The sequence below is a fragment of the Psychrobacter sp. genome (genome assembly GCF_035469765.1).
Taxonomy (GTDB): Bacteria; Pseudomonadota; Gammaproteobacteria; order Pseudomonadales; family Moraxellaceae; genus Psychrobacter.
In genome coordinates this window covers 1-5,533 of record NZ_DATIRM010000068.1, presented here as the reverse complement: position 1 = coordinate 5,533, position 5,533 = coordinate 1, and the positions used below count along the sequence as shown (strand labels likewise).

The window sequence follows — 5,533 nt, the reverse complement described above, 5'->3', positions numbered from 1 at the left end:
AGCGGTACGGTCTATTTTTGTCTGATGCATCCCTAAGTGATAGATGTGGAAAAAAGCGATTGCCCAATATGCGGTATGTTCCTCAAACCTGAAGACGAGGTTACTGATGAAGACAGTCATTCACATTGTCATGGAAAAGATACTGACCGTACTAAGGTAAAATCTATCAAAGGCGGCAAATATGACAAAGTGCCATCTGACTATAGTGGTACCGTTTATATTTGTCCGATGCATCCCGAAGTCAGGGACGTTAAGAATAGCGGCTGTCCGATTTGCGGAATGGCGATTGAACCATAGACGGCTACCATTGGTGAAGAAGACACCTCAGAGCTCGACGATATGACACGCCGTTTCTGGATATGCACGGTGCTCACCATACCACTATTTCTGTATGCAATGAGTGACATGGTAGGTCTAAGTTTAGACAACCTTGGTCAAGGTGATATCTCTGGACAGATCGCTCAGTGGATTCAGCTAGGGCTTGCGACACCAGTGGTGTTATGGGGAGGCGCACCGTTCTTCGTCCGTGGCTGGCAATCAATAAAAAGCCGAAACCTGAACATGTTCACTCTGATTGCAGTTGGTGTAGGCGCAGCTTTTGGTTTCAGTCTAGTAGCAACTTTTCTTCCGGACATTTTTCCAGACAGCTTTAGAGATGCCACTGGCCAAGTTGGGGTGTACTATGAAGCAGCAGCTGTCATTGTGACCTTGGTGCTATTGGGTCAAGTATTAGAACTCAAAGCCAGAAGTCAGACCTCAGGAGCAATCCGTGCGTTACTCGAGCTAGCACCACCAACGGCAAGACGTGTGGATGAGAACAATGTCGAGACCGAAGTATCACTTGATGAAGTTATCAGCGGTGACACACTGCGAGTGAAGCCAGGAGAAAAGCTTCCGGTAGATGGCACAGTACTTGATGGTAGTAGTAGCATTGATGAATCGATGGTGACTGGTGAACCCATTCCAGTCTTAAAGTCACAAGGGGATACGGTCACCGGCGGCACAGTCAACGGTACTGGGACACTACTGATCAAAGCGGTCGATGTTGGTGATGATACCGTATTGTCCAAGATCGTCAAGATGGTTGCTGAAGCCCAGCGCAGTCGCGCACCAATACAGAAACTGGTCGATAAGGTAGCTGGATGGTTTGTACCGATAGTAATTATCTGCTCTGTCATTACCTTTATTGTCTGGGCTATGTTCGGACCTGTGCCTGCAATGGCGTATGCACTGGTCAACGCTATTGCAGTGTTAATCATAGCCTGCCCTTGTGCGTTAGGGCTCGCCACGCCGATGTCAATCATGGTAGGCACTGGTAAGGGTGCGCAAAATGGGGTGCTTATCAAAAATGCTGAAGCGTTAGAGAGCATGGAAAAAGTCGACACCATTGTTGTCGACAAAACGGGAACATTGACAGCAGGCAAACCAGAGCTAACGGCTATCGAAGCACTTGGCGGCTTAGATGAGGATGAACTTCTTATACTTGTCGCAGCGGTAGAGACTGCTAGCGAACATCCGCTGGCAGAAGCTATTGTCAAGGCTGCAAAGGCAAAATCTCTTACTACGGTTAAAGCCAGTGATTTTAGTTCAACTACCGGTGAAGGCGCGCAGGCGCTAGTCAATGGCAAGCAAGTCGCCGTAGGCAACTCAAAATTCATGCAACGCCTTAATAGTTTTGACACTACGCTTTCAGAACGCGCCGACAAGCGCAGGAAAGATGGTGAAACTGTCATGTTTGTCGCAGTAGATGGGCAAGCTGCTGGTCTCATATCAGTCGCTGATCCGATCAAGCCGAGTACGAGCGAGGCTATATCGCTGTTGCACAAAGCTGGACTACGCGTAGTCATGCTGACGGGTGATAATGAGATAACGGCTAGAGCGGTTGCCAGTAAGTTAAATATTGATGAGGTACATGCGGATGTCTCTCCAGAAGACAAAAACCGTATCATCAAAGAGTTGCAAAGTAGTGGTAAGGTTGTGGCTATGGCGGGTGACGGTATTAACGATGCTCCCGCTCTTGCACAGGCTAACGTTGGCATCGCCATGGGTACAGGAACAGATGTGGCCATGGAGAGTGCTGGCATTACGCTAGTGAAGGGTGATCTAATGGGGATTGTGAGAGCCCATAAACTGAGCCATTCTACGATGCGCAATATCAGACAAAATCTGTTCTTTGCCTTTATCTACAATGCCCTTGGGGTACCGATTGCGGCAGGTGTGCTGTATCCGTTCTTCGGGCTTTTACTCAGTCCAATGATAGCAGCGGCGGCTATGAGTCTCTCTTCGGTATCTGTTATTGGTAACGCGCTGCGATTGCGCCGTTTGAAGTTGTAATTCTGGTACGGTGAAGAGGGTTTTAAAGCACACTTACAAATACTGGTCTAAACAAGATCTCAAAATATAAGGATACCGTTATGGGCAGTTTTTCTATTACACATTGGCTGATTTTATTGGTTGTGGTTGTTGTCGTATTTGGCACTGCTAAGCTTAAAAATGCTGGCAAAGATTTAGGCGGCGCGGTAAAGGGTTTTAAAGAAGCGATCAAAGATGAAGAAACCGAGCATGCTCGAAAGAATCGTATGCTTAGCCATGAAAATAGTACGCCAGCAGCAAGTAATGATTTAAATACGCATGTAGGTACTCAGGCTGATGATATAAAAATCAGCCCTGTTACCACTGATCATCAGCACAAAGTATGAAGCGCGCCGCTTATAAACAGCGGCACTAAGTAGTCTATTAATATACGTGACTGTTATGTTTGATATCGGATTTTCCGAGTTACTCTTGTTTGGCGTCATTGCTTTAATCGTATTGGGCCCAGAAAAACTGCCGCAGGCCGCGCGTACGGCTGGGCAATGGTATGCCAAACTGCGTCGTACGGTATCCACTCTACAGTCTGAAATAGAAGCTGAGCTTGATCTGGCTGAAACGCGCCAACAAATGCAAAATGAGCTTGCAAAAATCCGTCAGACTGAGTCAGATATGAAGCGTGAACTAGCAGAAATGCGTGGCAGTATACAAAAATTTGAGCAGTCGCAGAACCAAAGCTTAGATGCTTCACATCAGCTAATCACCTCTTATGATAAAGAGCATCAACCGAATACTTCCTCCTCGTTGATTAAACAGGAGGCGGATCAGTGAGCCTATTTAAAAGGCAAAAAAGTCGACAAGAAAAAATAGCTGCTACGGAACTTGAGGCGCCAACAGATACAACACAGAATAATGAGTCTGGAGATAGGTTAGGTACGCTTGGCGATATGCCTATTACCGAACATTTAATCGAGCTGCGCGCGCACTTAATCAAAATATGCGTGGCCGTCTTAATTATATTCTTAGTATTGGTAGGCTTTTCACGCGAGCTTTATAATCTTTTATCAGACCCATTAGTGGCGCAGTTACCCATCAATTCGACCATGATTGCCACTGATATAACGTCAAACTTTATGGCACCCATTCGCTTAACGATATTCGTCGCCGCATTTTTAGCAATGCCTTATATCTTATATCAAATTTGGTCATTTATAGCTTCTGGCTTATATAAAAAAGAGAAGAAAATTGCCATTCCTGTGCTGTTGTCTTCGATATTTCTATTTTATACGGGGGTTGCTTTTGCCTACTTTGTCGTACTCAAAGGCGTATTGAAATTTTTTATTCTGTTCGCTCCGCAGAACGTCATACCTATGACCGATATTGATAGTTATCTGAGCTTTGCCCTCAAGTTGTTTATGGTGTTTGGGCTGACTTTTGAGATTCCAGTGGTTACCTTACTAATGATAATGGTTGGAATCGTTTCTACTCAGAGTTTAGAAGACAAGCGTCGTTATATCATTGTCGGCTGCTTTGCGGTTGCAGCGGTAGTGACACCGCCTGATGGCGTATCAATGCTGTTGTTGGCGATTCCTATGTGGCTATTGTTTGAGTTGGGTTTATTCTTAGCAAAGATATTAATTAAAAATGAACGAAATAACGATTTAGCCTCAGGAAATGAGATATCAGAAAGTAGCTAGAAATACTTAAACACGCCAAGTGCCTTTTTTACTTTTTACTAGAGTATGTCAGCGTGAGTACTCTACTTAGCGACGGACTCTAAATGGAAAAAATAATCAATAACAACAAAAAAAATGACAGTCTTGCAAATCAGCTTAACCAAGACTGCTACTGCATTACTCTCGATCGTAAAGCGCTCAATACCAGCCTTGAAGATCAATTGGCAGAAACTAGAAACAATCAAATAGGAGCGAACGAGCTGAATAAGCTTTTTTCAGCAACACCAGTGTTCGTTCCCAACACAGAGATAGAGACGATGGAACGGATCGTCAAAGCTATCGAGTCAGCTGCCGAACTGCCGTCGTATCAAGAGCGAGTGCTGTCCTGGGCTCCAGAAATAGCTGCTTTCGACCCAGGTCCCATAGGGGCTTTTATGGGCTATGACTTTCACTTGGGTAATGACGGTCCTCAGCTCATCGAGGTGAATACCAATGCCGGCGGCGCATTTCTAAATGTGTTGCTCGCTCGTGCACAAAAGCGATGCTGCAACGCCGCGCAGCAATGTGCTGCAACTACTCAAAGGCTGGATGGATTTGAAAAAGCAGTGTTTGATATGTTCAAACAGGAATGGCAGCGACAGTCTGCTGTTGCTATGCCCAATCGGATAGCTATCGTAGATAGTGATCCCAAAAGTCAGTTCATGTTTTTAGAGTTCGAGTTAGCTTGTCAACTGCTCAAAGCCAGAGGGATTGATACCGTGATACTTGATCCCTCTGAACTCGAGTATATCGATGGTACGTTAACAGCCCACGGCCAGAAAATCGATATGGTTTACAATCGGCTTGTCGACTTCGCATTTGAGGACCCTGACCATGTATTGCTTAAGCAGGCCTATCTAGATGGTGCTGTGGTAGTGACACCCAATCCCCATGTGCATGCTATGTTGGCCAATAAGCAAAACCTGACCTTGCTATCAGACTTCCAAACACTGCGTGCTTGGGGTTTAGATGAGGCTGCAGTGGGGTACCTCGAAAGGTCTGTACCAAGGACTAAGATCGTATCAAGAGACGATGCAGCAGAGTTGTGGCGTACTCGGCGACAACTGTTTTTTAAGCCAGTTGCTGGTCATGGAAGCAAAGGCGTCTATCGCGGTAGCAAACTGACTCGACGCGTCTTCGACAATATTCTGGATGAGGATTATATCGCACAGACCTTTGTCCCTGCAGGAGAGAGATCACTAAAAATTGATGACATCGTCACAAGTAGGAAGGTAGATATACGTCTTTATACGTATGGCGGAGAACTGTTGCTACCTGCTGCGCGGGTTTATCAAGGTCAGGCAACCAATTTCCGTACGTTAGGAGGCGGATTTGCGCCTGTTTTTCAGGTGTGATTAACTGGGGAGCTAAGTAACACCAACTGCCTTTAATGCTATAGTTAAAATACCTTAAAAACGCTACGGTACTGCTGGTATAAATTTTTTGCAGCCTCTGTCTGCGTAGGCACAGCAAGCAAGAAAAATTGATATCAGCAGTACGTTATGTAT

Annotated in this window: 4 protein-coding genes and 1 pseudogene; all 5 read left to right on the top strand. The window is 45.5% G+C overall.

What is annotated here, in order from left to right:
• Positions 1 to 2,334 (top strand): annotated as a pseudogene (locus VLN09_RS01955) (copper-transporting P-type ATPase); the annotation flags it as partial.
• An 80-nt stretch (positions 2,335 to 2,414) separates the two neighbouring features.
• Positions 2,415 to 2,699, top strand: a complete 285-nt coding sequence (gene tatA / locus VLN09_RS01950; RefSeq protein ID WP_325243536.1) for a Sec-independent protein translocase subunit TatA — start codon at positions 2,415 to 2,417, stop codon at positions 2,697 to 2,699.
• Between the two features lie 55 nt (positions 2,700 to 2,754).
• Complete coding sequence (tatB, locus tag VLN09_RS01945; RefSeq protein WP_325243535.1) at positions 2,755 to 3,141, top strand: Sec-independent protein translocase protein TatB; 387 nt, start codon at positions 2,755 to 2,757, stop codon at positions 3,139 to 3,141.
• Positions 3,138 to 4,007, top strand: a complete 870-nt coding sequence (gene tatC, locus VLN09_RS01940) for a twin-arginine translocase subunit TatC (protein WP_325243534.1) — start codon at positions 3,138 to 3,140, stop codon at positions 4,005 to 4,007. Before tatB ends, tatC begins: the two co-directional genes overlap by 4 nt.
• Before the next feature lie 83 nt (positions 4,008 to 4,090).
• A complete protein-coding gene (locus VLN09_RS01935; RefSeq protein ID WP_325243533.1) occupies positions 4,091 to 5,380 on the top strand; it encodes a hypothetical protein in 1,290 nt (429 codons plus the stop codon).
• The last annotated feature ends 153 nt before the right edge of the window (positions 5,381 to 5,533 follow it).